Source organism: Floridaenema flaviceps BLCC-F50 (assembly GCF_041929275.2).
Taxonomy (GTDB): Bacteria; Cyanobacteriota; Cyanobacteriia; order Cyanobacteriales; family Aerosakkonemataceae; genus Floridanema; species Floridanema flaviceps.
This window is the reverse complement of record NZ_JBHFNR020000002.1, coordinates 549,398-573,917: the sequence shown is the minus strand read 5'-3', so window position 1 is coordinate 573,917 and position 24,520 is coordinate 549,398. Positions and strand designations below refer to the sequence as shown.

Below are 24,520 nucleotides of genomic sequence, written 5' to 3'. Positions count from 1 at the left end.
AGACTATTTTTTACATAACTTTACGATAGCACTGCTCACACTCATAATTCAGCAATTCACCTGAGATTTTTCCTTACCTAACTCTCCGAACAGCAGATTTTACCGCATAATTTCTCACTCAATTCTAGGTTCAGTCCTATAAATTAAGCTTATTTATATTATAAGTATTATTTATAAATAAAGTAAACAGCAATAATGAATACAATTATAAAAATAATATTTATATAACTGTACCAACAGAGAGATTTACAGAATATTTCAACTAAAATTCACGGAATTTATGGGGTTGGTAGTCGGATTTACAAATTCCTGGGATCGCTAGTGTTAAGCTTAATAATGTAACCCCTTTTCTGACAAATCTCCGCAGTAACTATGGCTCAAATTCTTGATCCCCTACCACCCGATTACAAAAATGGTATTGTTTGCTGCTATGTGAATGCCACCAGCAAAATACAGGTTGTACGGATTAGCAACATTCCAAATTGGCACTTTGAACGAGTAGTTTTTCCCGGACAAAGACTAGTCTTTGAATCTATGCCACAAGGTTTACTTGAAATTCATACGGGTATGATGGCTAGCGCAATTTTGTCAGATAAAATACCTTGTATAACTCTCCGCATCGATATGGAATTAAATGAATCAGAAGATGGAGATGCTGAAATGGAAGAAGCTGAAAGTTCCCAGAAGGAATTAGTACAACTCCAAAGGTAATAGACTTTTAATTGCTTGTGCTTTACCTAATTCTAAATAAAAATTTCTTTTCGATAACACTTTAGTTAATCAAGGTAGCCGCCATAATTACATAATTAATAGTAGGAATGCTAAACAAACTCATCAGTAATCGGTAAATACTGAAGGGTGAAACATTCCTACTGTGTCCCATGTTAAGTTTTGGTGTTTTACCTTGAATTTACCCGATTTTATTTGGTTATGGAAAATAGCCGCTTGGTCAATGGGATTGTCTTTAGGAGCTTATTTGCTGCTAGGGATGACTGGAGTTTGGATATCTTATGCTCGTTTATTTAGGCAACAGCGTCCTGATTGGCTGCGACCATTTCATTACCAGATTGGTGGTTTGATGGTCGCTTTAGTATTATTATTGTTAGCGATCGGCATTATCGGCACATTGGGTCACTACGGCAGTTTAGGTCATTCGCCACACTTACCAACTGGCTTAGCAGTCGTCGCCTTAGTTTTGCTTTCTGCTGGCAGTGCTACCCAAATCAGCCCCCGCAGACCTTGGGTAAGATATCTTCACGTTGGGACTAACATTGTGCTATTGGTGGGATTCCTGTTAGTTACCCTGACTGGTTGGAGCGTTGTGCAGAAGTACTTGCCTTAGCAGCCATTCCTCTCTCCGCGAAATTACTTAAGTGTATACACGGAAACATTTTACTTATATCTATCTAATGATGGATTTACGTTTTTCTATAGTTTCCGTAAATATACTCAAATATAAGCATGGAAATAAGTTTCAGGCGTGCAAAGATGTCGTACTCTCCCGTAACAGAAGGTTTTTTGGTGGTTGGGGCAAAAGGTTCACCTGTGATCGAGAAATCACGACAAGGTAATTACGCCTTGGTATTCTTGAACCGAACTGATGCGAATCACTATTTTAAGCAAATGTGCCAACTTCGCCGAGTCCCACAGCAGGACTATAAAATTAGTACTATGCCACTTCATCTCATCCAACGCTTACTTAGTCACGCTAGAGTGCGAGTCTGCGTGATTGAAAACTGGGATAAGCTGGTTTCTCAACAGCTAGTCAGCCAAAAAGCATAAACTTAACTAAACAGGTAAAATTTAGCCAGAAAGCTAAGAAAAGTTTGTAATTAACGTCAAGCTTTGGTTTGAGAAAGAATTAGTAGAATTTTGCCTCTAGCTGCAATTAGGCAAGAATTTCACACCTGCTATTGTTCTTTAAGTATGGGATCGAGGTTAAATTATTAAGAAAAGCGTTGCAATTTTCCTATCCCAGCTAATCCCGTGAATCAACTAACATCAGAAACTAACACAACTAGCGAAGTTTCCGTCTTTCGTATTTCTCCCCTCATCCGTTTCACCTTGTTGAGTTTGTATATTGCACTGACTATTCCCTTACCGTTTTTGGCTGATGTGACAGATGCACCTGTACCACCTGTGTTACTTTGGGTGGGGATTGCGATCGGGGCAATTGCAGTTTATGGTGCTTTAAGTGAAAGAGTGATTTTGGATAATCATGGCATTCAAGTCACTTACCCAAAATGGTTTCCCCAACTTCTCCGCAAAGGTTGGTCTTTACCTTGGACAGAAGTTAAAGAATTGAAAATGCGTACTACCGGACAAGGGGGAATAGTCTATTATTTCCTGAATAATTCCGGTCAAGGGTTTTTATTGCCCATGCGTGTGGTAGGATTTGCCAAAATGGTCAAACTGGTGGAGGCGAAGACGGGTATTGATACCCAAGATGTCCGACCTTTGGCTCAACCTTGGATGTATTTGATTTTGTTAGTATGTACGCTGATCCTATTTTTAGCTGATATTTGGACAATCTCGACGGCTGTTTCTCTAGGTGGTTAAGATAACAGCAGAAGATTCTGCTACCAGACTTTTTGCCAAAGTCTGAATCGGATTTTTTTACCACAGATGTCCACAGATAAACACAGATTAACACAGATGGGATGACTGATTTTTGCCAGAGGTATTGACAGATTGTTGTATTTACAAAAATACGGCAATCTGTGCCGCTCTGAAAACAGATACTAATTTTATTGGTGTGGGGAGTGAGTGAGTTATCTAAAGAGGAAATTTTTCAGGAAATTGGCAAAATCATTGCTAATTTTAACCTTTATGAATGTGATGACTGTGTTAGGGCAATAATGCAGTGGTTAGGAGCAAATGGAATTGAGGGAAAGATTATTAAATTGAAGACAAAGTATAATGAAGATTTTATTCTCAGTGAGCGCTTGGAACTTCAAGGAATTACAGAGGCAGTAACGATTAATGGAAGACATTACGGTGTGGAAGTTTTGGGTTTGGTATATGATAATATTTCACCAACAGGGATGACATTAGAGGATTGGCAGAAAGATTTTCACTGCCCAAGTGAAGAATTTATAATAGAGCATATAGACAGTTTATAAAAATAGTTTTGAAACAATCATAAAATTATGAGCGGAATGTTTGAGATTTTAGAAAAGATTAGAACTAGACCAGGGATGTATATCGGTTCTGCTTCGGTGAGCGATTTATTTATGTTTTTGGTGGGATATAAAACTGCTAGACGCGAGTTGGGAATTGAACTTTGTGAGTCAGAAAAGGATTTTGCTGAACATTTCCATGATTGGGTACAACAACGTTTTAATGTGCGGACTAACAACTCTTGGGCAAAAATTATTTTGCTATTTACTCGTGATGAAAAGGATGGTTTTGATTGCTTTTATAAGTTGTTGGATGAGTTTAAGCAGCGGGATCAGAGTTTAGATGAAAATGGAAAAAAGGTGATTCAAACTTATCCAGTAGTTAATCAGGTAGCTGAAGAAGTGGGATAGCCAATATATTAAGAGCAAGAGCTAAAAGCATTATTTTTTCACCAATTGCGACAATCAAGACATCTTTTACGCTTACTTAGCCCAAGGTTCATCATCTGGATTATAGATGCCTTCACTGATTGCAAACGCTTTAAGTTCACGATACGCTGCAAGAAGAGATGAACGATTACCCCAGTTATCACCTTTACCACCTGTGAAGTGTTCACCAGGAAACGGATTAATGAAAGTTCCTTTTTCACTAATCAAGTATTCATCTAAAATACTTAGCTTTGTATAGTCCCAGTCAAGGTCAAATACTAACTCAAAAGCAATCAAGAAATCTTGAATTCGTTTATTCAATTCGTTGTCCATAATTTGAACTCCCAATTTTGTTAAATTAAGAAAACTTAGCTAACTTATTTATGATCGCATCCCCAGATAAAATTCCTCAATTAAAAGTTTCCCAAGTTAGTTTGGCGGCGACGGTAGGGATGGGTTTTTTGCTTCAGGATATCTCTTTTGAGGTGTTTGCTGGGGAAAGAGTTGCTATAGTTGGGCCATCTGGTGCGGGAAAAACTTCGCTGTTACGGTTGTTAAATCGCTTAAATGAGGCGAGTAGTGGCAAGATTTTGCTCGAAAATCAGGATATTTGCGAAATACCGCCTACTCAACTGCGTCAGCAAATAACTTTGGTTTTGCAAGAGGCGAAACTTTTGGGAATGACGGTACAGGAGGCGATAAGTTATCCTTTGGTGTTGCGGCGTTTCCCGGCGACGCAGATTAAGGAACGGCTAATTTATTGGATGGAGAGGTTACATATTCCCGAAGATTGGCAAAATCGCACGGAAATCCAACTTTCTGCGGGACAAAGGCAACTGGTTGCGATCGCACGCGCCCTAATCATCCAACCTAAAATTTTACTCCTAGATGAGCCAACTTCCGCATTAGATTCCGGTCGTGCTTCTTATCTAATCCAACTTCTTACCCAAATCGCCCAAGAATTTGGTACAACCATTCTCATGGTTAATCATCAATTAGAATTGGCGGAACAGTTTTCTACCAAGGTTTTACATTTACACCAAGGAAAATTGGTGGAATTTATTGCTTCCGAGAAAGTTGACTGGAAACAACTGCGCCAAACTTTTATAGACTTGGAACGGCAAGAAGCAGAAGAATGGTAAGATTGGGGATTGGGTACTGGGGATTGGGTACTGGGGATTGGGAAAGTTCTGAGTTGTAGGGATAGGTTTAGCAGTTGAACAGAAGACCCTCCCTTAGAGGATTTTAAATTAATAAACTTACCCAGTCCCCAGTCCCCAGTCCCCAGTCCCCAATCACTTACTAATTGGTAAGGGTTGATTAGCAGCGGTAGGCTGAGAAAATCCCCTTTCGGGTGTTGTTCGGTTTCGCTGTTCCTCTACTCCATTATTATCGGAGTTGTCTTGCCCAGAATTATAACCATTAAGGAACTCTGGGTTAAACCGATAGCCAACATTGCGGATAGTTTGAATTATACTCGGTTGACGGGGATCGGTTTCTAGTTTTTTCCGTAGGGAAAGGACGTGAGTATCAATAGTTCGGGGATTATCTATTGCATCGGGCCAAGCTCTGTTTAATAATTCGGAACGACTTAATGGTAGTCCTCCGGCTTGTGCCAAAACGTATAACAGGCTAAATTCTTGAGGTGTTAAATCGATTAACTCTTCTTGGAAACGTACCCGACGCTGCACCAAGTCGATTTTTAAGTCCCCATAATCCAGGTAAGCTGGGGGGATGTTCATTCTATTGCGCCGAATCAAAGCTTCGATTCTGGCTAGAAATTCTTGCATTCCAAAGGGTTTTGTTAAATAATCATCTGCGCCTGCTTTTAATCCCGCCACAATATCGGCTTCTGTATTCCGTGCAGATAGCATGAGAATGTAAGGTTGGTGCTGGCGTAATAACCAGCGACAAAATTCTAAGCCATCTCCGTCGGGAAGTTCGGCATCGAGAACTACTAACGTCGGTTGACGTAGGTGAAAAACTTCTCGCGCCTGGTAGAGGCTGGCAGCTTGATAGACACGATATCCTACCTGCTGTAAGTGCCAGCCAAGTAGCGATCGCAGATGCGGATTACTTTCAACTATTTGAACACTAACTGATGCCACAGATGCTTGCCTTCCTTGGGCTTAGCGAACTTCAAATTAGCAGGAAATGCTGACAATTTTTGTAACGAATGTTACTGCTATCCCAGTTATACTAATCGCCTTCTGCTATTGGCGAAAATCAATTAGTCTTTGCATCTTGAAGCAAAATAATTCTTGAAAGGCTATCACCATCTAATCATTCTCCTCAAACATAAAATTCTTACTTAATTTATGACTTATCTTTAACATATCTTCAATTCTTTTTTCTAATTACTTACTTGCGGCAGTACACCTTGTTTTCCGGGTTTACTACCTCCTTAAGACATAGCTTGAGGTTAGAGATAGGGTATAAATGAAGTTAAAATAAAAACATGAGAGTGATTCGTCTGGAATCACTAGCTACTTGCACCTTAAACAATCCAAGCTTTCTGGTTTTGTCAACCTAGTCATTTGTGGGCGACCACAAATTTTAACAACCAGTAACTTCTGCTAAATAGAATGCCAACGGTTTATTATACATTAGTTGCTACTCAAAGACAAATTGCTGGTTCAAAAGCCAGATCGGTTCCAGAGGAAGCTAAGCAAATTTAGAATAAGCCGGACATCTAAAATTTTGGGGAAGCTTTGGTAAAAACGATTGACATTACTATAAGATACTGTTTTAATCCTGACACCTGTCGCCAAATAATCTGCTTCTAGATAGTGTGGACAAAAGGAAAATCTCAGTTATCCTAATCAATAACCAGAATGAAACCAACGTTTGACCGTTTTCGTCAATTTATTTAGGAAAACAGTAGATTTCAACAGATTATTATGCTACAAGACACACAAACTATTCGCCATTACCAGAAACTTACTGATTCCCTAGTTGAAATGTGGAATCGGGGTTATAGATTCGATAGTTTACGGCTTTATTTGGACGGCTATTTAGCAGCTTTACGCCAAAGTAGAGCTTTAGAACCGTATCACATTCATCGTTTGGAAGAAGAAGCTACTCGTTACATTTACGATCCATCAAATTTTGAATTACCACTACCAGAACCCGAATCTGATTATTATTAGTTTTTTTTCAGATGGGTGGCAAATGGTAATAGGAGGCTAGCGGCGCTAGTTGCCAAAGCAAGCGTCGGTAGCTGATGGTTTTGTTAAGTAAATGATTGAAATATTTAATATAAATTGAGCAAAGCTGTTATTGATTCTAATGATTAATTGATGATGCCAAACTTGCTCAAAATCGATCGTTAAAGTTAAAATTTATCTCTTACTGGCTGTTAATCTTGATTGATTGCTTCTTGTTCTTCTGGGAGTAAAGAAGTTTCGGCTGGGATTTCTGGCTGTGAGGTAGCAATTGCTTTGGATAATTTTGGTTTAATCAGTAAACTGACTCCAATTGCCCAAGCGACAGCAACCGTCCAACCTGCTAAAATATCGCTGGGGAAATGTACGCCTAAATATAAGCGAGTCCAGCCAATAGCTACAACAAATAAACTGCCAAAAATCAGTATTGGTACACACCAAATAGTTCCCCAAGTTAAAATTACTAAAGCTGCGACTAAAGTCATACTGGTCATAGCATGACCGCTAGGAAAAGCGTAATCTAATTCGGGGGCGGGTGATTGCCAAAGATGGGGACGGACTCGGTGTAGGATTTCTTTGGCGGTGCGATTAATGATAGTAGCGCCTGTAGCAGTGATGAGTAAAAATGTGAACGATCGCCACTGTTTCTGGAACAATAAGATTAGGGAAATTAGTAGTACGATCGGGAAAACAATTTTAATAGAACCGAATTTCGTTAAATTCACAGCTAAAAGATCCAATTGTCTCCTTGATGTTTCATGAATTGCTAGTAAAATAGGTTGATCCCAAGGAAAACCAGCAGCATTTTCTCTAAGTTCGACTGCCAATAAAGTAAAAGTTTGCAAAGGTAAATAAATTCCTAAAAATAACAATAGTAACCCGCGCCAACGGGCGATGAAAAGTTGTTCAATAAACTGGAAAAATCTTTTCAGCATATTACCAAGAGTTAATCAGGTTCTTCTTTATGATATAACTGAATGCTAAAGTTAGCAGTTCCCAATTTGTCTGTATGGTCAATCTAGAATCTCAAATCAAATGTCCTCATGCCAAAGGAGGAAAAATTCGCTGTGTTTAAAATTTAATTCTTCGCTAAAATGAGCTAGTAAAAACTACTTTCGCAGCAGATAAAGTGACTATAATTACAAAAACTATCTGACGGTACAGTAGAAAATTGGAAAAATCTTACCTTACCTTAAAATTGCCTTAAGGTTTTAAAGATATGCTTCATAATGACAAATCATAAGTATTGAAACAACAGACATTAACTCCAAATTGTCTGCTACTTGACAAAACAATACTGAAATTATTGTAGAGCAAAAGTAATCTCAAATTATGCCCAAAGTACCTCACCGCACTAAAATCGTTGCCACTCTTGGCCCTGCTAGCAATACGCCAGAAGTAATTGAGAAACTAGTGAAAGCAGGGATGAACGTTGCGAGACTAAATTTTTCTCATGGTAGCTATGAAGATCACGGACGCACAGTTTCTCTGCTAAGAAATATTTCGGAAAAATTAGATACGCCGATTACAATTTTGCAAGACTTACAAGGGCCAAAAATTCGAGTAGGTTTGTTGTCTAATGGGGCAATGGGTTTAATTGAGGGTGAAAAAGTTACACTTGTACCCATTTCAGAGTATGAAGATAAACTTGATACGATACCTATTGATTATCCTGATTTAGCAGCAGATGCTAATCCAGGCGAACAAGTACTTTTAGATGACGGACTTTTGGAACTGAGAATTAAAGAAATTGCGGGAAATACAGTAGTATGCGAAGTAATTAAAGGCGGAATTCTGAAAAATCGCAAAGGGGTAAATTTTCCTAACTTAAATTTACGTTTACCTTCTTTAACTGAGAAAGATCAGCAAGATTTAGAGTTTGGTATTGCCCAAGGAGTAGATTGGATTTCTTTAAGCTTTGTTCGTAAAGCAGAAGATGTTCGCAGCTTGAAAGAAATATTAGCTGCTAAAGGTGCAGATATCCCTGTAATTGCCAAAATTGAAAAACCGCAAGCTATCGCCAATATAGAAGAAATCGTCAATGAATGCGACGGTTTGATGGTAGCAAGAGGTGATTTGGGTGTAGAACTGAGTCCCGAAAAAGTGCCGCTTTTACAAAAGCGAATTATTCGGATGTGCAATCGCAAAGGTATTCCGGTAATTACTGCTACCCAAATGTTAGATAGCATGATTAATAATCCTCGTCCAACTCGTGCAGAAGCAAGTGATGTTGCTAATGCGATTATTGATGGAACGGATGCGGTGATGCTGTCTGGTGAATCGGCGGTGGGAAGCTATCCGGTAGAAGCAGTAGAAATGATGGCGCGGATAGCTTATGAAGTGGAAAAAGATTTGCAATTTGAGAATAATCCGGCGGCTAAAAGTGATGAAACTCATGCTTTAAGTGAGGCGCTTAATTCCATTGACAAAACTTTACCATTACGTTGTATTGTGGCTTTTACAAGTACAGGTTATACGGCGTTAATTGCTTCCGCAGAACGTCCAAAAGCGCCTGTAATTGCTCTAACGCATAATATCAAAGTTTACCACCGTTTAAATTTAGTTTGGGGTGTAACTCCTTTGTTGTTGGAGTACGAAGTGGAGACTTTTGAAAATGCACTTTGGCAGGCGGAAACTTTTTTGGTACAACGGAAATTGGCTGCAATTGGCGATCGAATTTTAGTTATGGGTGGGATTCCAATGCAGCGTGCTGGAGGTACTAATTTCATGAAAATTCACACTATTACTGTCTAGAAAAAAGGTACGTTGTTGCGCTTCAGCGCTCTTCTGTAGCGCTGAAGCGCAACAACGTACTTTCAAAGGTTTCTTTGTTTGGTAATGAGGGTTGTGCGCCTTTTTTAGTTGTGGCTAAAGCGCCTGCTGCTGCACCCCATTTAATCGCTTCTCGTAAAGATAAACCACTATCAAAAGCAGCTGCCATTGCTGCATTGAAAGCATCGCCAGCGGCTACAGTATCGATCGCATTTACTTTAAAAGCTGGTAGCATAAAACTTTCGGTAGCAGTGGCACAAAAAACTCCTTTACTTCCTAGTTTTAATACTACCGTTTCTACGCCTTTACCGATCAAAAATTCGGCGGCTTTTGTCATTGTTTCTTGATTAGTAATCTCAAATCCTACTAAGCGACTTGCTTCGGTTTCATTTGGGGTAATTACATCAGTTAAAGAGTAGAGTTCATCAGGTAATTTTTCTGGTGCTGGTGCGGGGTCGAGAATTACTTTTACTTTGGCTTTTTTTGCTGCTTCTGCGGCAGCGATAATTGCTGGAATTGGCACTTCTAATTGTAATAATAAAACGCTGGCATTGGGTAAGAATTTTTCTAATCTTTCGACATCTGTATGGTTAACTTTGCCATTGGCACCGGGAACTACTATGATGGTGTTTTCGCTGCGATCGTCAACAGAAATTACTGCTACCCCAGAACTTGTAGTATCATCTATTAAAATTGAGTCCGTTTGCACACCTGCAACTTTTAAAGATGCCAGTAATTCTTGTCCAAAATTATCATTACCAACACGCCCTATCATATAAGTAGTTCTGCCTAAAAGTGCGCTACCAACTGCTTGATTTGCGCCTTTACCTCCGGGTGCGGTAAAAAAATCATAACCCAGGAGAGTTTCTCCCGGAACTGGTAAACGAGGACTCCGGGTGACGAGATCCATGTTGATGCTGCCGAAGACGATTATACTCATGTTTAGGAGTTTAATTATGCGAATTTATCTTGCTGGGCCTGATGTGTTTTTACCCGATCCGATGAAAGCTGCTAAGGCGAAACAAGAGATTTGTCAGAAGTACGGTTTTATCGGGATGTTTCCTTTCGATAATAATCTAAATTTAACCCATTTGTCTCCGAAAGAGGCGGGTGTTGCGATTTATAAGAGTAACATTAAATTAATGGATAGCTGCGATTTAATTGTTGCTAATATGACTCCGTTCCGGGGATCAAGTATGGATGTGGGTACGGCTTTTGAAATGGGTTATATGACGGCGCAAGGAAAGCCTGTTTTTGGTTACACTAATGATGGGCGTTTGTTTGCTGACAGGATTCCGCAAATTTCGGCTGATTTGGATAATTGGGGAATGGCGATCGAGCATTTCAACATGGTAGATAATTTAATGTTAGAAGCGGCGATTATTGTGAGTGGCGGAGAGTTGAGAAGTCAGCAAATAACACCGGGAAATTATTATACTGAATTAAGGGTTTTTGAAGAAGTAGTTAAAATTGCTGCAAAGAAGTTGAAGTAATACATTAATATGATTACTCCAAAAGCTAAACCTAAAATTATTCTCGATACCGATCCCGGTGGGGATGATTCTTTTGCTTTGCTGTGGTTATTGAGTTTAGTAAAACAGGGTTTTACCGAACTAGTTGCTGTTACTACGGTAGATGGAAATGTTCATGCAAGATACACTTTTGCAGGTGCTAGTAAACTTTTGAAATTAGCTGGTTTTCCATCAATAGAAGTTGGCAAAGGTGTGATTGGGGGATCGGAAAGCGATTTAGAAGATGCGGGGGGGATTCATGGTGCTGATGGGATGGGAAATCTGTCACATACTTTGCCGGAAATTGATGTTAGTTATGAAGATGCTGCTTATTCTGATGATATTTTAATTGAGAAGTTGCAGGCTAATCCGGGGGAGGTTGTTGTGATTGCGATCGCACCTCTAACCAACTTAGCATCTGCTGAGAAAAAATGCCCTGGCATCCTGAAAAATGCGAAAGAAATTATCATTATGGGAGGTGCGTTTAAAGTCCCTGGAAATATTAGACCAGAAGCAGAATTTAATATTGCTTATGATGTGGAAGCTGCGGCGACAGTTTTTGCTAGTCGAGATGATATTGTCGTGATCCCGCTTGATGTGACTAAACAGCTAATTTTTACTAATGAAATGGCTAAACAAGTTAGTCAAATTAACCCGGAAAGTGGGATTTCTAAGTTTATTGTTTCTCTGTGTGAGTTTATGACTAAAACTGCGCTTGCTTTTCGAGAAACTCAAGGGAAACAAGGCTTTTTGGTGCATGATGCTGCGACTTTAGCTTATCTGTTTTATCCTGAAACTTTGTTGTTTCGTCGCGCTGATGTGATGATTGAAACTAAGGGGGAATGGACTAGAGGTAAAACTCTGTTTGATAGGCGGAATAAGACGAAATTTGGTGCTAATGCTTGGGTAGCAATGGAGGTTGATAGCGTTAATCTTTTGGCGGTGATGATTGAAGATTTAAAGGTTCTTATTTCGCTAGATCTAGATCCCCGACTTCTTGAAGAAGTCGGGGATCTGGGTAGCAGTCTTCTTTGAAAAATGTATCCTAAACTACGAAAATTCTTAAATAAATTTTGTATACTGTATACAATAGGGTCAGAAAGAGCTTAAGGAGTTACAGCCTTGATTCTGTCCGCGCAGCCGATCGAGAGGAGCAAATCGCTCCAAGAGCAAACTTACCAAGCATTGCGATCGAGCATCATGTCAGGGGAATTGGTTTCTGGCGATCGCTTGGTGGAGACGCAGCTAGCACAGCAATTGCAAGTCAGCCGCACGCCCATTCGGGAGGCGTTGCGCCAACTTCAGCGAGAGGGACTTGTGAGAGCGGATTCTAATGGTGGTTTGCGGGTGACGGCGATTTCTGTGACAGATGCAGTGCAATTGTATGATTGTCGCATAGCTTTGGAGCAAGTTTCGGTTGCGGGTGCTTGTGAAAATGCTAGCGAATTACAGTTGCAAACATTGGAGAAATTTGTTATTCAAGCAGAGAAATTGACACAGCGAGGAACTTCGGAATTAAATAACTTTCAATTGCTAGATTTAGACTATCAATTTCATCGTTTAATTGCGGAGAGTTCCGGGAATAAATGGTTAGTTTCTCTGCTGGATCAAGTATTCGACAAAATGATGCTGTTGCGGATTAAAACAATGCGCCAGAACCCCAAAGTTTTGGAAATTCGGATTGAGCATCAAGAGATTTTTGCTGCGATCGCCCAGCGCAACATCCAAATGGCAACCGAGGCAATTCTAAATCACTTAATGGCAAGTAAACTTAGAGTTGCTGAGGAAGTTAGGAATTTGGGGACTGGGGATTAGGGACTGGGGACTGGGGACTGGGGACTGGTAACAAATTTGCACCAAGTTAATGATTCAAACTAACAGTAACATGAAAAGAATTTTTATTTGTGGATCTGCTTTAAGAGGGCAACCGGATCACGGAAATTTGCAAAATGCCAAATTTATTAAACCTGCAAAAACTCAAGCATTGTATCGCTTACACGCAGCAGGTAATGGTTGGCATCCAGCAATTTATCAAGTAGAAACCGGAGGAATTAGTATTCCGGGGGAAGTTTATGAAATGACACGAGAGGAATATGAATATCTTTTAGATAATGAACCACCAAATATGTATCCGGGCGATGTAATTTTAGAAGATGGCGAAACTTTAACAGCTATGCTTTATCCTCAAGAATTAGTAGAAGAATACAATTGGCCTGATATTTCTCATTATGGTGGTTGGGCAGCATATAAACAAGATGGTGAGAAAGTAACTGCTTAAAAAATGTCATTGGTCATTGGTCATTTGTTTTTTTGCTTTTAGGAGGCAACAATAATGATGATAGCTTCCACGTTATCCATTAATAACAAGCGGCTTAAGGAAAGTATAGAAAAACTGGCAGAAATTGGTCAAGTTGCTGATGGTGGAGTGACGCGAATTGCCTTTAGTCAAGAGGATATTGCTGCCCGAAATTTAGTGCAGAATTGGATGATTGAAGCGGGGATGAATGTTCGCATTGATGCAGCAGGAAATATTATTGGTCGTTATGAGGGAAAACAGCCAAATTTTCCGGCATTAGCAACAGGTTCTCACATTGATACTGTACCTAATGGAGGTCGATATGATGGCAATTTAGGTGTGTTAGCGGGAATCGAAATGGTGAGAACATTCAATGAGAATAATATTAGACTGCAACATCCTATTGAAGTAATTGTTTTCACTGACGAAGAAAATACAATGATTGGTAGTAAAGCAATGGCGGGAACAGCTAAGTATGATGCTGAATTTTACCGCCTTGCGGATGGTACACCAATTGAAGAAAGTTTAGCGAAAATGGGGGGAGATTGGGCGGAAATAGTTAGTGCAAAACGCGATCGATCTGATATAGCTGCCTACATAGAATTGCACGTAGAACAAGGGGGAATTTTAGACAATCTCGGCAAACAAATAGGAGTAGTTGAAGGTGTTGTCGGGATGTATCGAGGAATAATTACTGTTACCGGAAAAGCAAATCATGCCGGAACTACGCCAATGGAAATGCGGCAAGATGCCTTAGTTGCAGCTTCCCAAATTGTCCTAGCAGTCAATGATTTAGGCAAAAGAATGCCGGGAAAACAAGTAGCAACAGTCGGTAAATTTAACGTATTTCCTAACGCTACAAACAGTGTACCCGGACTGGTAGAAATGAGCATTGATGTGCGAGATTTATCCGCAGAAAATGTCAAAAATCTGATTGCCAAACTAGAACAACAGTTAACAGAAATTGCCGCTAATACTCAAACCAAAATTAGTTTAAAACCTTACTTATGGGTAGATCCAACATTAGCAGCTGTTGAGATTCAAAAGGCGATCGCAAACACCTGCAATCAACTAGGATTATCCCATTATAGTTTACCCAGTCGCGCCGGACACGATGCCCAAGAAATCGGACGTTTCACCGACATGGGAATGATATTTGTTCCTAGCATCGAAGGAATTAGTCACTCCCCCAAAGAATACACCACACTCGAACAATGTACCCAAGGAACAAACGTATTACTAAACGCTTTCCTACAATTAGATCAACTTTATTCAACTCAGATTTTGCATCAGTCCCAACACCCGCCTGCGAATCAATTCGCAGGCTAATAGCTTAAGTCCACTGAAGTGGACTAAAACGACAGGTGCAAGATCTGAATTCAACAAATAAAATGTAAAATCTCAACTAACATATAACTCTCTTCTCTTCCTTCGCGTTCTTTGCGTCCTTTGCGGTTCAAAAAAATGTACAACCTAAAAATTGTTATCATTGGCGCTGGTATTGGCGGACTAACAACAGGAATAGCCCTAACAAAAGCTGGCTACCAAGTCGAAATATACGACAGAGTAAAAGAACTACGCCCCGCAGGTGCAGGAATTTCCCTCTGGTCAAACGGCGTAAAAGTTCTCAACAAATTAGGACTTGGTGATAGAATGGCTGCCATTGGCGGACAAATGGATCGGATGCAATATCGAAGTTGTAAAGATGAATTACTCAACGATATTAGCCTGCAACCATTAATAGCAGAAGTCGGACAACGCCCTTATCCAGTCGCCCGAACAGACTTACAACAAATGCTGTTAGAAGCATTTCCCGGTCAAGTTAAATTAGGTAGTAAATGTGTAGGATTTGAAGAATTTGGTGATAGCGTAACAGCAATTTTTGAAGACGGATATACAGCGACAGGAGACTTATTAATTGCCGCTGATGGCGTGCGTTCTACCTTGCGTCCTTACATTTTAGGAACAGAAATTGAACCTCGTTATGCTGGATATGTTAACTGGAATGGATTAGTAAAAGCTAGTGAAGATTTATCACCAAAAAACACTTGGATGCTTTACGTTGGCGAACACAAACGTGCTTCAATGATGCCAGTGGGGGGCGATCGCTTTTACTTCTTTTTCGATGTACCATTACCCAAGGGCACATCTACCCCACCAGAAGCAAGACAACAGGAATTAGCTAATTTTTTCCAAGGTTGGCCCCAACCTGTGCAAAACTTAATTAAACAGATTAATCCCTTAGAAACTAATCGTTTAGAAATCCATGATATCGGCCCAATAGATACTTTTGTGCGTGGTAGAGTCGCCTTACTTGGGGATGCTGCCCATAGTACCACACCCGACTTAGGACAGGGTGGTTGTCAAGCGATGGAAGATGCAGAAGTGCTAACTCGCTATCTTTTAACAACAAATATCAGCGTGGAAGATGCACTAAAAAGATACGAGAGAGAACGCAAGGAACGGGCAAATGCGATCGTTTTGAAAGCGCGAAAACGTGCCGATCAAATTCACGGAAAAGAACCGGAAATTACGGAACAATGGTATCAGCAATTACGGCAAGAAAGTCCTTTAGATGTTACTAATGCTATTAGCAAAACTATTTTAGGAGGGCCGTTGCGTTAATCTGGTTTTTTAACCACAGATATCCACAGATGAACACGAGATTTACACAGATAATATGGCAGGTAAATTAACTACTCATGTTTTAGATACTGCACAAGGTTGTCCAGCGCGAGATTTGGCGATCGAACTTTGGTCAATAACACCTGAAACCAATGAAAAAACCCTCTTAAAAACCATTCGTACCAACCAAGACGGACGCACAGATTCACCTTTAATTGAAGGCGAACTTCAGCAAGGAATTTACGAACTAGTCTTTCACGTAGGCGAATACTTCAACCAACACTTAAAAGACTTACCAAAACCGCTATTTTTAGATCAAATCCCCATTCGTTTTGGCATTGCAAATCCGCAAGCACATTATCACGTTCCTCTCCTAACATCACCTTGGTCATACAGCACATATCGCGGAAGTTAATCTAAATCACAAGATGGATTTACCCAACATTGAAACATATCTTACCCCCCAAAAATTAGAAGAACTAAGTAACTGGGAAAAAGGATGGACTTGGTTAGCTGGAGGTACTTGGTTATTCAGCGAACCGCAACCCCAAATTACCACCTTAGTTGACCTGCAAAACTTCGGATGGTCAGAAATAGAAATTAACTCCGAAGGTTTAACAATTGGCGCAACTTGTATAATGAGTCAATTATTAAACTACAATTTCCCCGAAAATTGGACATCAATAAAAGCATTAAAAAGCGCAGTTAATGAACTAGCATCTTTCAAAATTCAAAACGTCGCCACAGTCGGAGGAAACCTTTGTTTAGCATTACCAGCAGGAACATTTGCGCCAGTAATGGTACTCTTAGACGCTAAATATCAAATACTTCCTTTATCAGGCGAACCTTATTGGATTTCCGCCTTAGAATTTCAAACAGGCGCAAAGCAAACAATCCTGAAATCAGGAGAACTTTTGCGAAAAATATTCATCCCCAAACAAAACTTAGAATTACAAGTTAACTACCAGCGAATTTGTCTTGCTTCCGCCGGACTTGCTATATCAATAGTAGTAGCAGCTTACAATCCAAATACCCAAAAAATCAAATTTGCAATTAGCGGTTGTATACCCTCACCCAAATTAATTGAATTTGCACAAATACCCACAATAACCGAGATCACCCAAAAACTTAACGAAACAATTCCATTAACTGATTATCTCAACGATACAACCGCATCCAACACTTATCGCCAACATATTACCCAAATTTTAATGAAGCGATCGCTAAAATTTTAAAGATTAATTACAAAACTCCCATAACAATCCTTTCTTTCCTCTCTTTCTTTGCGTCCTTTGCGTCCTTTGCGGTTCAAAAAAAATGCCTTTAAACTTCCAAATTAACAATCAAAACTATAACATTACTTGTCATCCCGGCACAAGCTTATTAAACTTACTTCGCCAACAAGGATGGATGGGAGTTCATAAAGTTTGCGAAACAGGAGACTGTGGAAGCTGTACAGTTTGGGTAAACGAAACACCAGTTCATAGCTGCATTTTTCCCGCCCATCGTGTTAACAAGTCCCAAATTACAACCATCGAAGGACTAGCAAAAGACGGCGAACTTTGCCAAATGCAGCAAGCATTTATCGACGAACAAGGATTTCAATGCGGATTTTGTACCCCCGGAATGATTATGTCCGCCGAGAAATTAGACTTTTCCACAGAAGAAGAACTTCGCGCCGCAATGGATGGAAATCTCTGTCGTTGTACCGGATATCAAGCAATAGTTGAAAGCATCAAAAAAGGCAAAAATCTAAATAATTCCCCCAATCTTGTAGGACAGGCATCCTGCCTGTCAACCTCCCAAATAGGACAAAGCATTCCCAAACAAGATGGTTATGAAATTGTTACTGGAAAACCAATTTATACCCCAGATTGGGCACCAGAAGGAACATTGCATTTAAAGGTTTTGCGATCGCCCCACCCCCACGCCAGAATCCGCAAAATTGACACCACCAAAGCAAAAGAATTACCCGGAGTTCACGCAATCTTTACCCATGAAGATGTTAGCAGAATTCCTTACACAACCGCCGGACACGCTGAACCTGTACCCGATCCTCATGACCATTATTTGTTAGATAATAAAGTGCGATTTATTGGCGATCGCATTGCAGCAGTAGTCGCAGAAACACCCGCGATCGCAGAAACAGCTTGCCAATTAATAACAGTAGATTATGAAATTTTACCTTATGTAATTGACCCAGTATTAGCAATGGGTGATAAGGTGAAAGAGATGGGGTTTAAGGATGACAGGCAGGATGCCTGTCCTACGGGATTGGGGATTGGGGAGTTAACAAAACGACCAATTCCTATAATTCATGATGAACCGGAATCTTATCAAATTCACGACGCACAACATAACATTTCTGGGGAAGTATTGATTGAAAAAGGTGATTTAGCTAAGGGATTTGCAGAGGCAGATTTAATATTAGAAAATACCTATACTTTACCAGCAGTTCAACATACGCATTTAGAACCTCATATTAGCACAAGTTGGTTAGAAGAAGATGGCACATTAGTAGTTAGATCCAGCACTCAAGTTCCCTTTCACTGTCAACGACTCCTCGCGCAACTCTTCAATTTACCTAAAGAGAAAGTGAGAGTTTATAAAGCAAATATTGGCGGAGGATTTGGCAACAAACAAGAAATTTTAACTGAAGATCTTTGTGTTTTAGCAACATTAAAAACAGGTCGTCCTGTGCAATGGGCGTTTACCCGCAATGAGGAATTTACTGCTACAAATAGCCGCCATGCGATGAAGGTTCACCTGAAAATTGGGGTGAAAAAAGATGGGAGTTTAACTGCTGTGGAAATGAATGCGATCGCCAACACAGGCGCTTACGGAAATCATGGCACACAAGTAGTTTTCCTCACCGGAACAATGCCATTAGGATTATATCGTTGTCCGAACCAAAAATTTCACGGTCGCTCAGTTTATACTAACACAATGCCAGCCGGAGCATTTCGCGGATATGGAGCAACCCAAGGCTTTTTTGCAATGGAATGTTTATTAGATGAAATAGCCGAAAAGTTGAAATTAGATCCCTTAGAATTCCGGCGACAAAATTTAATTAACACCGAAGATTCCCTGCTATTAGGAGTTGAAAGACATTTCAAAATAGTCGGTAGTTGTGGATTAGATGAAGCATTAACAAAAATCTCTGAAGTATTAGAATATCAACCAGGAACACCACCAAAAATTAACGGACATTTGCGCCAAGGAGTAGGTTTTGCTGTCGCCATGCAAGGAAGTGGATTAGCCAAAATCCATACAGCAAAAGTTAAAATGGCACTTAAAGAAAATGGTCGATATGAATTAAGAACTGGTGCAGTAGATGTTGGTACAGGCGCAGAAACGACTTTGAGACAAATCGCCGCTGAAGTTTTAAATACAACTTTTGACCAAATTGATATTATTGCTAGCGACACCAAAGAAACACCTTTTGATGCAGGTTCTTATGCTTCTGCTACTACCTATATTTCAGGTCAAGCGGTAATTTTAACCGCCCAAAACTTACGAAAATTGTTATTAAATAAAGTTAGCGAAATTTGGCAAACTGTTCCCGAAGAATTGGAATTAAACGGCATTTTAATTAAATCAAAAAATTCCTCAATTAATCAAGAGATTGACTTAGAAAGTTTAGCTAAACTCAGCGATCGACCATTAGTAGCAGAATCAGAATATGCAGCAGAACGTTCTACCCTAACCTTCGCCGTTCTAGGAGTAGAAGTAGAAGTAGATACAGAAACCGGAAAAATTAAAATATTGCGTTGCGTCCAAGCAATTGATATTGGCAAAGCGATTAATCCGCGCATTTGTGAAGGGCAAGTAATTGGCGGAATAGTGATGGGATTAGGGTATGCTTTAACCGAAGAATTGCACTTCGATGAACAAGGAAAAATCATCAATCCCAACCTTCGTACCTATCGCGTATCCCTTGCCAAAGATGTGCCACCAATAGAAGTATTTTTGATTGAAAAATCAGATCCTTATGGGCCTTTTGGAGCGAAAGGAGTAGGGGAAGTTGTGATTAATTGTGTTGCTCCTGCGATCGTTAATGCTGTTGCAAATGCTACCGGAATTAGACTCAAACAATTACCAATAACACCCGAAAGGCTGTGGCAAGCAGCACAGGCGTTGCATAATAGAGTATGAATTCAGGAACATACAGATATGGAGCTAGATGAACTTAAAAAACTTGTCCGAGGGGGGCAGTTTACAGCTATTACCTTAGATACATCAATTTTTGATGCTCAACATTTAAGGCTAGAGTCAGGGCTACTTAAACAATTAGAACAATTTCAAAATAGTTCTACAAAATTTCTTCTTTCTCAAGTGGTTAAGGAAGAAGTATTATCACATTTAATAAATAATACAAAAGAAACAAGAAATAAAATTGAAAAAGACTTGAAAGAAGCTAAGAAATATTGGCAAGTAGAAGATTATGATATCGAAGTCATAAAAGAACTCATTTTTGTTGGACGCGAAGCACAGGAAATTGCATCTGAGCGATTTAACCAATTTGTAGAGTTGACATCTCTAGAGATAATTGAAGCCCAGAGTTATGTAAGAATTGATGATTTAATACAAAAATACTTTCAAGCTCAACCACCATTCGCGAATACAGGTAACAAGAAAAACGAATTTCCTGATGCTATTGCTTTAATGTCCTTGGAAGGATGGGCTAATGAAAACCAAACAAGAATTATTGTTGTTACAAGAGATAATGATTGGAAAAACTTTTGTAAAGGCTCTGAAAGGCTGATTGATATCGATGACTTGGCAGCAGCTTTAGGGCTGTTTCAACTTCAAGATGCTGATGATATCTGTAAATATTTATCAGAAAGATATGAGAAGGGCGAACTAAAGGATGTAAAAGAGGCAATTTATAATGCTTTGCAGTATCACATGAGCAATATTGAAATTTCTCCGAAGGCTAGTTCTGCATACTATTATGAACAGGAATCGACAGAAGTAATCTTTAATGGATTTGAATTTAGGCTTCTTGAGACACCCAACGTAATATTTAGACCAGTTAAGTTAGATAATGATGGTTTAGTGGTTGAATCGAAATTAAGCATTAATGTCAATATTGAAAGTACCTTTTGGTTTTCTGTATATGATTCTATAGATAAAGACTATGTTTCAATGGGGAGTAGTAGTGAAAATATACCAACTAATTTAGACGTAAATATTTTAATCACATTTATAGGAAATTTAGATAAAATCGGCGCAGAGGTTGAAGTGGATGATGTTGAATTGGAAACTACAGTGTTTAAAGTCAATTTTGGGATGATTGAGCCAGATTGGGTAGATGAGGACTATGATGTAGATGAGGACTATGATTACTAAAAATCGTTGTAACAACCATGTTAATATTGCCAATACTCAAATTTAAAAGAAATTAGCTCAAATTAGCTTTGATGCCGGATATGAATTACCAACTATTTGTACACCTTACGAGCTAATGGGAGAGTAGATATGTGGAAAGATGAAGTTCTTGAAGAAATTTACCAAATTCGTGAAGAACACGCCAAATCTTTTAACTATGATTTAAAGGCAATTTGTGATGATTTGCGGAAGCGGCAAGCTATTAGCGACAGAAAATTAATCTCAACACCCCTCAAACAACCTAGACAGCAGGATAACAAATCATTACATCCAACTGCTTGAAAGTTAGCTTGGTTTTTATACAGCTAAAAATCCGATCGCCCTCCCCCCCAACAACAAACAAAATCATTTTCGCAGGTAGATCGATCGCCATCAGTTAAAATCAAATAAACTTCTAATTCAGGAGTCTTTATTGTGACCACAGCATCAAACAAAGAACCAGCGATCGTTCGGACAGAAAGAGGATTGACGATCGCAGATACACGCATTACTCTCTACGATGTAATGGATTATCTTACTGCTGGTTATCCAGCAAAACTAATTCGCGAAAAACTATCTCTTAGCGATCGTCAAATTACTGCTGCACTATCCTATATCGAAGCTCATCAAGCTGAAGTAGAAGCCGAGTATCAAGAAGTTTTGCAAATCGCCCAAGAGAATCAGCAATATTGGGAAAATCGCAATCGCGAACACTTTGCCCGACTTGCCACAATGCCCTCAAAACCAGGTCAAGAAGCTCTCCGTGCTAAACTCCAAGCTTGGCAAGAAAGGCTTAAATCCAAAGTATGAATTTTCTGATCGACCATAATTTAAAAGGGCAAGCTACTCTTTTGTGGGGAACGATCGCTGCTGAAGGATGGCTGGAAGTTTTGCCCATTCGCTTTGTCTTATTTGAAGAAGTTGGTTTATCTGAAAACAGTAGCGATCGAATTGTTTGGGAATTTGCTCAAACAAACCAGATGATTATATTAACTGCAAACCGAAACATGAAAGGACTGGATTCACTAGAGCAAATGATTCGTGAAGAAAATACAACTACATCATTGCCTGTCGTTACAGTTGGAAATAAAGAAAGAATTGATGAGCAAATTTACCGTGAGCGATGTACTATTCGTCTAATTGAAATCTTATTTGACCTTGAGAACTATCTGGGAGTTGGTCGCCTCTATATCCCATAATTGGACAACGTTATACCTTAGATTTCACAATTGAATGGCAGAATAAAAGTGCAAACCTGCGAAGTGGTTGGATCGTTGAACATGGTTCGGAAATTCCTAAATTAACCACCTGCTATCCTCTGTAATTAGTGAAGGTAACTAGCGTGATTAACAATACAGTTAAATTATTAGATGTTGTCGCTTTAACAGTTGACTTACCGCAGTACAATCTGTGGCGAGGACAAGTTGGAACAGTGGTAGAAATATTAGCCAATGGTACAGCTTTTGAAGTTGAATTTAGCGATCGCAATGGGCACACCTACGAATCATTAGGATTGCGTCCAGAGCAAATTATGGTATTGCGTTTTGAGCCAGTACCACCCGATACAAAAACTGAAATGGTAGTCGTATAACATCGATCGCCCTCCCCCCAACAACAAACAAGATTATTTGCACAGGTAGACCGATCGCTAAAACCCCTAAACTTATAGCTACAATGTTTTTTTATGATTAGACTTTTGGGGATAAAACACGATGAAAACTCGTAGCTTTACAGTCATTGTCTACAAAGAAGAGGATACTTACATCGCTGAATGTCCCGAAGTTGGCACAGTCGATCAAGGTGAAACTATTGAACAAGCAGTTGCCGGACTCAAAGAAGCAACACGCCTCTATCTTGAAGAATTTCCTTTACCTGAAACCTCTCCTAGATACATAACTAGCATCGAGGTTAGCTATGCCTAAATTGCCACGAATCTCAAGTAGAGAGGCAATTCGCGCACTAGAGCGTTTAGGATTTGAGCAAGTTCGTCAAACTGGTAGTCATATTGTAATGAAAAAGGCAACTCAGGAAGGGACTATTGGCTGTGTTGTCCCTGTGCATCAAGAATTGAAAGTTGGTACATTGAGCGGCATTCTTAGCAAGCACAAGCTACAGTTGAAGAATTTATTGAGAATTTGTGAGTTCTCACTTTTGCTGATTTCTGGATAATATGATTTCCACAGATTGATCGATCGCACTATCAATAAATTTGCTCCAACAAACCTAATGATTCTGTAAAAACTAGATTGATGCTGACGAAGTAGTGTATATTATTTTCTGAATATAGCAAATATAACAAACATGGCGAAATTTCATCTTTTCTTGACTAGTCTTTCCCTGTTCTCTCTCACAACTCTCACTGGTAGCAGTTTTGCTCAAATTAAGCCCTTTAATCAGCAAACGTTGCAGGCGCAAGGAACTACAACTACCACAGCTTCTTGTCCTTTAGAAGCGAGTATTGCTGTAACATTTCTACGCTCAGAGTGTCGGGAAGTTCAACTGCAAGAACCTAGAACTTACTACCGCTACTACAGCAATGATGGTAATAAATTTGGTCGATATCTCACCACAAATCGCTACGAAAAAAATGTAGATGTCATCAGGAACTTAGCCTTAAAACAAGAGTGGGGAAACAAAGCAACAATCATGTTACAAGTTACTGTACCTGCTGGAACTATGGTATATGAAGGTATAGTTGCGTCCCAAGAACCGTCAGCCTGTTATCCTGGTGGTGGTCAGCAGACCTTTATTAAAGATTCAAAAGATCCGAATATAAAATGGTCTGAAGGTACGCCAATGCAAGTTGAAGAATTTAAATGTCCCTAAACAGTTTCTAGACAAATCAAATGGAAGCGAAAAAACAAGAATTTTTGCAGCTAATCGATCGCGCGATCGGCCTCAGTGAGAAAATGCAAGGTACTACCCCGAATAGTACAGAAAAATTAAACACATTGGTGAGCGAATTACAAAGAATCAAAACCAATGTGATGAGCGATCGACTTCAACCATCGGAAGGAACCCTAACCTTGGGGTTGGCGCGTGAAGTAGCTGATTGGGTAGAACCTTTAAATTCACCTTTGTTGGATGCTGTTGGCGCAATCGAGCTTTATTATCAACAACAATTCTAGGTTCAAGAGGGAGGGTTTAACCCTCTCTTGAACGAGAACACGAGAACTGTTTCAACATGAGTAAAGAAAGAATGGATGTTTCTTACTTGAAGTTTATAATAACGAA

At 39.5% G+C, this 24,520-nt stretch carries 30 protein-coding genes and 3 pseudogenes; 29 read left to right on the top strand and 4 right to left on the bottom strand.

Annotated elements, in window-relative coordinates; genetic code table 11:
• Positions 1-372 precede the first annotated feature (372 nt).
• From ACE1CI_RS22540 to ACE1CI_RS22515, 6 genes are all read left to right on the top strand, one after another.
• On the top strand, positions 373-711 hold the full coding sequence (locus ACE1CI_RS22540) for a DUF1830 domain-containing protein (RefSeq protein ID WP_413267842.1): 339 nt from the start codon (positions 373-375) through the stop codon (positions 709-711).
• 193 nt (positions 712-904) lie between these two features.
• Complete coding sequence (locus ACE1CI_RS22535; RefSeq protein WP_413267843.1) at positions 905-1,342, top strand: DUF4079 domain-containing protein; 438 nt, start codon at positions 905-907, stop codon at positions 1,340-1,342.
• A gap of 146 nt (positions 1,343-1,488) precedes the next feature.
• The gene (locus tag ACE1CI_RS22530) at positions 1,489-1,782 is read left to right on the top strand and encodes a hypothetical protein (RefSeq protein ID WP_413267844.1); all 294 of its coding nucleotides are present in this window, start codon (positions 1,489-1,491) and stop codon (positions 1,780-1,782) included.
• A gap of 204 nt (positions 1,783-1,986) precedes the next feature.
• Entirely contained in the window at positions 1,987-2,559 is a 573-nt protein-coding gene (locus ACE1CI_RS22525) for a hypothetical protein (RefSeq protein ID WP_413267845.1), read from the top strand.
• Positions 2,560-2,762: 203 nt separating this feature from the next.
• Positions 2,763-3,122 carry a papain fold toxin domain-containing protein gene (locus tag ACE1CI_RS22520; protein ID WP_413267846.1) on the top strand — a complete coding sequence of 120 codons (360 nt, stop codon included), beginning with the start codon at positions 2,763-2,765 and terminating at the stop codon, positions 3,120-3,122.
• Positions 3,123-3,149: 27 nt separating this feature from the next.
• On the top strand, positions 3,150-3,530 hold the full coding sequence (locus ACE1CI_RS22515; RefSeq protein ID WP_413267847.1) for a hypothetical protein: 381 nt from the start codon (positions 3,150-3,152) through the stop codon (positions 3,528-3,530).
• A gap of 72 nt (positions 3,531-3,602) precedes the next feature.
• On the opposite strand, the gene ACE1CI_RS22510 is transcribed toward ACE1CI_RS22515, so the two are convergent.
• Positions 3,603-3,881: a hypothetical protein gene (locus ACE1CI_RS22510; protein WP_413267848.1), complete on the bottom strand. Its 279-nt coding sequence runs from the start codon at positions 3,879-3,881 to the stop codon at positions 3,603-3,605.
• A gap of 50 nt (positions 3,882-3,931) precedes the next feature.
• Here ACE1CI_RS22510 and ACE1CI_RS22505 point away from each other — a divergent pair, with 50 nt between their 5' ends.
• A complete protein-coding gene (locus tag ACE1CI_RS22505) occupies positions 3,932-4,690 on the top strand; it encodes an ABC transporter ATP-binding protein (RefSeq protein WP_413267849.1) in 759 nt (252 codons plus the stop codon).
• A 153-nt stretch (positions 4,691-4,843) separates the two neighbouring features.
• Here the strand turns inward: ACE1CI_RS22505 and ACE1CI_RS22500 are convergent, their stop codons facing one another.
• Complete coding sequence (locus ACE1CI_RS22500) at positions 4,844-5,656, bottom strand: response regulator transcription factor (protein ID WP_413267850.1); 813 nt, start codon at positions 5,654-5,656, stop codon at positions 4,844-4,846.
• A 792-nt stretch (positions 5,657-6,448) separates the two neighbouring features.
• Between ACE1CI_RS22500 and ACE1CI_RS22495 the strand changes: the two genes are divergently transcribed.
• On the top strand, positions 6,449-6,697 hold the full coding sequence (locus ACE1CI_RS22495) for a DUF6761 family protein (protein WP_413267851.1): 249 nt from the start codon (positions 6,449-6,451) through the stop codon (positions 6,695-6,697).
• A 209-nt stretch (positions 6,698-6,906) separates the two neighbouring features.
• Here ACE1CI_RS22495 and ACE1CI_RS22490 read toward each other — a convergent pair whose 3' ends face one another.
• Complete coding sequence (locus tag ACE1CI_RS22490) at positions 6,907-7,647, bottom strand: phosphatase PAP2 family protein (protein WP_413267852.1); 741 nt, start codon at positions 7,645-7,647, stop codon at positions 6,907-6,909.
• A gap of 397 nt (positions 7,648-8,044) precedes the next feature.
• Here ACE1CI_RS22490 and pyk point away from each other — a divergent pair, with 397 nt between their 5' ends.
• Positions 8,045-9,466 carry a pyruvate kinase gene (gene pyk, locus ACE1CI_RS22485; RefSeq protein ID WP_413267853.1) on the top strand — a complete coding sequence of 474 codons (1,422 nt, stop codon included), beginning with the start codon at positions 8,045-8,047 and terminating at the stop codon, positions 9,464-9,466.
• 22 nt (positions 9,467-9,488) lie between these two features.
• Here the strand turns inward: pyk and rbsK are convergent, their stop codons facing one another.
• The gene (gene rbsK / locus ACE1CI_RS22480) at positions 9,489-10,424 is read right to left on the bottom strand and encodes a ribokinase (RefSeq protein WP_496615712.1); all 936 of its coding nucleotides are present in this window, start codon (positions 10,422-10,424) and stop codon (positions 9,489-9,491) included.
• 16 nt (positions 10,425-10,440) lie between these two features.
• Between rbsK and ACE1CI_RS22475 the strand changes: the two genes are divergently transcribed.
• From ACE1CI_RS22475 to ACE1CI_RS22380, 20 genes and pseudogenes are all read left to right on the top strand, one after another.
• A complete protein-coding gene (locus ACE1CI_RS22475; RefSeq protein ID WP_413263594.1) occupies positions 10,441-10,977 on the top strand; it encodes a nucleoside 2-deoxyribosyltransferase in 537 nt (178 codons plus the stop codon).
• A gap of 9 nt (positions 10,978-10,986) precedes the next feature.
• Entirely contained in the window at positions 10,987-12,030 is a 1,044-nt protein-coding gene (locus ACE1CI_RS22470) for a nucleoside hydrolase (protein ID WP_413263595.1), read from the top strand.
• 87 nt (positions 12,031-12,117) lie between these two features.
• On the top strand, positions 12,118-12,810 hold the full coding sequence (locus tag ACE1CI_RS22465; RefSeq protein ID WP_496615711.1) for an FCD domain-containing protein: 693 nt from the start codon (positions 12,118-12,120) through the stop codon (positions 12,808-12,810).
• Positions 12,811-12,880: 70 nt separating this feature from the next.
• The gene (locus tag ACE1CI_RS22460) at positions 12,881-13,273 is read left to right on the top strand and encodes an allophanate hydrolase-related protein (protein WP_413263597.1); all 393 of its coding nucleotides are present in this window, start codon (positions 12,881-12,883) and stop codon (positions 13,271-13,273) included.
• A 54-nt stretch (positions 13,274-13,327) separates the two neighbouring features.
• A complete protein-coding gene (locus ACE1CI_RS22455) occupies positions 13,328-14,620 on the top strand; it encodes a Zn-dependent hydrolase (RefSeq protein WP_413263598.1) in 1,293 nt (430 codons plus the stop codon).
• Between the two features lie 135 nt (positions 14,621-14,755).
• Entirely contained in the window at positions 14,756-15,916 is a 1,161-nt protein-coding gene (hpxO, locus tag ACE1CI_RS22450) for an FAD-dependent urate hydroxylase HpxO (protein WP_413263599.1), read from the top strand.
• Between the two features lie 55 nt (positions 15,917-15,971).
• The gene (uraH, locus tag ACE1CI_RS22445) at positions 15,972-16,331 is read left to right on the top strand and encodes a hydroxyisourate hydrolase (protein ID WP_413263600.1); all 360 of its coding nucleotides are present in this window, start codon (positions 15,972-15,974) and stop codon (positions 16,329-16,331) included.
• A 13-nt stretch (positions 16,332-16,344) separates the two neighbouring features.
• Complete coding sequence (locus tag ACE1CI_RS22440; protein WP_413263601.1) at positions 16,345-17,151, top strand: FAD binding domain-containing protein; 807 nt, start codon at positions 16,345-16,347, stop codon at positions 17,149-17,151.
• 82 nt (positions 17,152-17,233) lie between these two features.
• On the top strand, positions 17,234-20,071 hold the full coding sequence (locus tag ACE1CI_RS22435) for a molybdopterin-dependent oxidoreductase (RefSeq protein ID WP_413263602.1): 2,838 nt from the start codon (positions 17,234-17,236) through the stop codon (positions 20,069-20,071).
• 18 nt (positions 20,072-20,089) lie between these two features.
• Positions 20,090-21,268, top strand: a complete 1,179-nt coding sequence (locus tag ACE1CI_RS22430; protein WP_413263603.1) for a PIN domain-containing protein — start codon at positions 20,090-20,092, stop codon at positions 21,266-21,268.
• Positions 21,269-21,281: 13 nt separating this feature from the next.
• Positions 21,282-21,395, top strand: a pseudogene (locus ACE1CI_RS22425) (type II toxin-antitoxin system VapC family toxin); the annotation flags it as partial.
• 2 nt (positions 21,396-21,397) lie between these two features.
• Positions 21,398-21,589 carry a hypothetical protein gene (locus tag ACE1CI_RS22420; RefSeq protein WP_413263604.1) on the top strand — a complete coding sequence of 64 codons (192 nt, stop codon included), beginning with the start codon at positions 21,398-21,400 and terminating at the stop codon, positions 21,587-21,589.
• 132 nt (positions 21,590-21,721) lie between these two features.
• A complete protein-coding gene (locus tag ACE1CI_RS22415) occupies positions 21,722-22,096 on the top strand; it encodes a DUF433 domain-containing protein (RefSeq protein WP_413263605.1) in 375 nt (124 codons plus the stop codon).
• Complete coding sequence (locus ACE1CI_RS22410) at positions 22,093-22,485, top strand: DUF5615 family PIN-like protein (RefSeq protein WP_413263606.1); 393 nt, start codon at positions 22,093-22,095, stop codon at positions 22,483-22,485. The genes ACE1CI_RS22415 and ACE1CI_RS22410 overlap by 4 nt, the downstream gene beginning before the upstream one ends.
• A 2-nt stretch (positions 22,486-22,487) precedes the next feature.
• Positions 22,488-22,610, top strand: a pseudogene (locus ACE1CI_RS22405) (DUF6883 domain-containing protein); the annotation flags it as partial.
• An 18-nt stretch (positions 22,611-22,628) separates the two neighbouring features.
• Positions 22,629-22,877, top strand: coding sequence for a DUF4926 domain-containing protein (locus ACE1CI_RS22400; RefSeq protein ID WP_413263607.1), 249 nt, complete (start codon positions 22,629-22,631; stop codon positions 22,875-22,877).
• Between the two features lie 121 nt (positions 22,878-22,998).
• Complete coding sequence (locus ACE1CI_RS22395) at positions 22,999-23,208, top strand: type II toxin-antitoxin system HicB family antitoxin (RefSeq protein ID WP_413263608.1); 210 nt, start codon at positions 22,999-23,001, stop codon at positions 23,206-23,208.
• Positions 23,201-23,427, top strand: a pseudogene (locus ACE1CI_RS22390) (type II toxin-antitoxin system HicA family toxin). The gene ACE1CI_RS22395 and the pseudogene ACE1CI_RS22390 overlap by 8 nt, the downstream one beginning before the upstream one ends.
• Positions 23,428-23,587: 160 nt before the next feature.
• Entirely contained in the window at positions 23,588-24,112 is a 525-nt protein-coding gene (locus tag ACE1CI_RS22385; protein WP_413263610.1) for a hypothetical protein, read from the top strand.
• 20 nt (positions 24,113-24,132) lie between these two features.
• Positions 24,133-24,414 (top strand): hypothetical protein, encoded by a 282-nt coding sequence (locus ACE1CI_RS22380; RefSeq protein WP_496615710.1) that lies wholly within the window; start codon positions 24,133-24,135, stop codon positions 24,412-24,414.
• Positions 24,415-24,520 lie beyond the last annotated feature (106 nt).

Bases quoted from the DNA above. Each gene is read 5' to 3' on its own strand.
- ACE1CI_RS22540 (WP_413267842.1), top strand. From the start codon at position 373: ATGGCTCAAATTCTTGATCCCCTACCACCCGATTACAAAAATGGTATT.
- ACE1CI_RS22530 (WP_413267844.1), top strand. From the start codon at position 1,489: ATGTCGTACTCTCCCGTAACAGAAGGTTTTTTGGTGGTTGGGGCAAAA.
- ACE1CI_RS22515 (WP_413267847.1), top strand. From the start codon at position 3,150: ATGAGCGGAATGTTTGAGATTTTAGAAAAGATTAGAACTAGACCAGGG.
- ACE1CI_RS22510 (WP_413267848.1), bottom strand. From the start codon at position 3,881: ATGGACAACGAATTGAATAAACGAATTCAAGATTTCTTGATTGCTTTT.
- ACE1CI_RS22505 (WP_413267849.1), top strand. From the start codon at position 3,932: ATGATCGCATCCCCAGATAAAATTCCTCAATTAAAAGTTTCCCAAGTT.
- ACE1CI_RS22495 (WP_413267851.1), top strand. From the start codon at position 6,449: ATGCTACAAGACACACAAACTATTCGCCATTACCAGAAACTTACTGAT.
- ACE1CI_RS22490 (WP_413267852.1), bottom strand. From the start codon at position 7,647: ATGCTGAAAAGATTTTTCCAGTTTATTGAACAACTTTTCATCGCCCGT.
- pyk (WP_413267853.1), top strand. From the start codon at position 8,045: ATGCCCAAAGTACCTCACCGCACTAAAATCGTTGCCACTCTTGGCCCT.
- rbsK (WP_496615712.1), bottom strand. From the start codon at position 10,424: ATGAGTATAATCGTCTTCGGCAGCATCAACATGGATCTCGTCACCCGG.
- ACE1CI_RS22475 (WP_413263594.1), top strand. From the start codon at position 10,441: ATGCGAATTTATCTTGCTGGGCCTGATGTGTTTTTACCCGATCCGATG.
- ACE1CI_RS22470 (WP_413263595.1), top strand. From the start codon at position 10,987: ATGATTACTCCAAAAGCTAAACCTAAAATTATTCTCGATACCGATCCC.
- ACE1CI_RS22460 (WP_413263597.1), top strand. From the start codon at position 12,881: ATGAAAAGAATTTTTATTTGTGGATCTGCTTTAAGAGGGCAACCGGAT.
- ACE1CI_RS22455 (WP_413263598.1), top strand. From the start codon at position 13,328: ATGATGATAGCTTCCACGTTATCCATTAATAACAAGCGGCTTAAGGAA.
- hpxO (WP_413263599.1), top strand. From the start codon at position 14,756: ATGTACAACCTAAAAATTGTTATCATTGGCGCTGGTATTGGCGGACTA.
- uraH (WP_413263600.1), top strand. From the start codon at position 15,972: ATGGCAGGTAAATTAACTACTCATGTTTTAGATACTGCACAAGGTTGT.
- ACE1CI_RS22440 (WP_413263601.1), top strand. From the start codon at position 16,345: ATGGATTTACCCAACATTGAAACATATCTTACCCCCCAAAAATTAGAA.
- ACE1CI_RS22435 (WP_413263602.1), top strand. From the start codon at position 17,234: ATGCCTTTAAACTTCCAAATTAACAATCAAAACTATAACATTACTTGT.
- ACE1CI_RS22430 (WP_413263603.1), top strand. From the start codon at position 20,090: ATGGAGCTAGATGAACTTAAAAAACTTGTCCGAGGGGGGCAGTTTACA.
- ACE1CI_RS22420 (WP_413263604.1), top strand. From the start codon at position 21,398: ATGTGGAAAGATGAAGTTCTTGAAGAAATTTACCAAATTCGTGAAGAA.
- ACE1CI_RS22410 (WP_413263606.1), top strand. From the start codon at position 22,093: ATGAATTTTCTGATCGACCATAATTTAAAAGGGCAAGCTACTCTTTTG.
- ACE1CI_RS22395 (WP_413263608.1), top strand. From the start codon at position 22,999: ATGAAAACTCGTAGCTTTACAGTCATTGTCTACAAAGAAGAGGATACT.
- ACE1CI_RS22385 (WP_413263610.1), top strand. From the start codon at position 23,588: ATGGCGAAATTTCATCTTTTCTTGACTAGTCTTTCCCTGTTCTCTCTC.
- ACE1CI_RS22380 (WP_496615710.1), top strand. From the start codon at position 24,133: ATGGAAGCGAAAAAACAAGAATTTTTGCAGCTAATCGATCGCGCGATC.